Annotated in this window: 1 protein-coding gene; it reads right to left on the bottom strand. The window is 66.8% G+C overall.

The features are described 5' to 3' along the window. Positions 1–5: 5 nt before the first annotated feature. Positions 6–1,640 (bottom strand): IS1634 family transposase, encoded by a 1,635-nt coding sequence (locus ABWU19_RS14770; RefSeq protein WP_435902399.1) that lies wholly within the window; start codon positions 1,638–1,640, stop codon positions 6–8. Positions 1,641–1,675: the final 35 nt, after the last annotated feature.

The raw sequence follows: 1,675 nt of genomic DNA, 5'->3' as shown, positions 1-1,675 counted from the left end.
CCCCCTCACTCCAGCAGGTAATATCGCTGTGCCCCCAGAAGGCGCACCGCGGTCTCATGATGGGGCGCCAGGTTCAGCACCAGGGGCCGGTCTTCCAGCAAGGCCAGGCGCACCCAGATGAAGAGCTGGAAGACCCAGCGCAGGGTGGGTCTGGCCGTGGGCCTGCCCTTCTGGTCCGGCAGACGGGCCCCCTCTTCCTCAAGCCGCTGCCGCAGCACCCACTCCCCCAGGGCGTAGACCAGCAGGGCCAGGCTCATCACCATCCCCAGGGCCATCACCCGCTCGGGCCGCTTCAGGAAGGTGCTCCCCGTGAAGAACAGGGGGTCTTTGAGAAAGCGGAACCCCCGCTCCACCGTGCGGGTCTGGTCCTTGTACCGCCTCAGCACCGCTTCAGCAGGCAACGCCTCCCGCTCCAGGAGGTTGGTGGCCAGCACAAACCGCCCCAGCCCCCGTCCCGCCTCCTCAAGCTTCTCCTGATCCACCTCCAAGCGGGCCCGCAGGCGGTACCCCACCGCCAGGGGTTGCTCCCCCTTGCGCGGCCGGCCCACCCGCGCCCACTGGCGTTCCTCCTGTACCCCCAGGTAGATCAGGCGGTGCAGGGGCAGCCGGGCGCTGGCCTCGCCCAGGGCCCGCCTGGCGTCAGCCTCGCAGGCAAAGGTTCGAGCCGTCAGCTTGCCCAAGACCTTTTGCGCCTCCGCTTCTGCCCGCACCACCCGTCGCTGGAGGCTTTCTCCCTCCATCCTGGCCCGCTCCTCACTCTCCACCAACAGCCAGCGCTGCCGCACACCCCCGTACCCGCTCTCCACCTCCAGCCCCCGGTACCCGGGCAGAAGGGGCCTCCAGGCCTCCTGGGGAAACGCTTGGTGTAGCAGGGCCCGGGCCTCCTTGAGGGTGGCCGGCACCCGCATGATCCAGGAGAACCCCTCCAGGGCCCAGAGGTTCTCCTGGCTGTAGCTGGCCCCATCCAGCACCACCACCTCCCCCAGCTCCAGGCCCTGGCGGTAGCGGGCTAATAGAGGCACCAAAGCCTCCTGGTCCGACTGGTTCCCATCCCCGGGAGCAAAGAGCAGGGGAATCCCCCCGGTATCGGCGCAGACCAGGTTCATCACCCACTGCTTGAGGTCGGGGCGGTGATCCCGGCTATAGCCGTGGCTGATGCGGATGGGCAGGGCTTCATCCCCCTCCTCAGCCGCCTGGCCTTCTTCTGCGCTCCCCCCGTACACCCCGTGCAGGTGAAAGCTGGTGGCGTCCACATGCAAAGCCTGCACGGGAAAGGAAAAGGCTTTGCGGGCTGATTTAGCCACCTCCAGGAACAGCTCGGTGACCCCGGCCTCGAAGAGGGTGTCCAGCATCCGGCCCATGCGGTCGTCGTTCAAGAGCTCGGGGGTGATGCCGGGACCTATAAGCAGCTCGCTGGGCTTGCCCTGGAAGAAGTGGCTGAACAGGTAGAGGGGGGAAGAAACGAAGCCCAGGGCGTTCAGTACGGCGGCCTTCAGGGCCATGCCGGTAGAGACCTTTTCGCCCGGCCTTGGGCCCACGAACTGGTCTACGGTCTGTACCAGTTCTATCTGGTCCAGGATGCTGGCCACCAGGCCCAGGTGGCCCAGGTCGTAGACCTGTAGGTTGGGTGTGGTTTCCATCCCAAAATCCTAAGGCATGGGTGGAGGGGTGCGGA

Origin of the sequence: Meiothermus cerbereus, from assembly GCF_051297115.1 — a bacterium.
GTDB lineage: Bacteria > Deinococcota > Deinococci > Deinococcales > Thermaceae > Meiothermus > Meiothermus cerbereus_A.
Note: the sequence above shows the minus strand (reverse complement) of the source record. Positions and strands in the feature narration are given on the sequence as shown.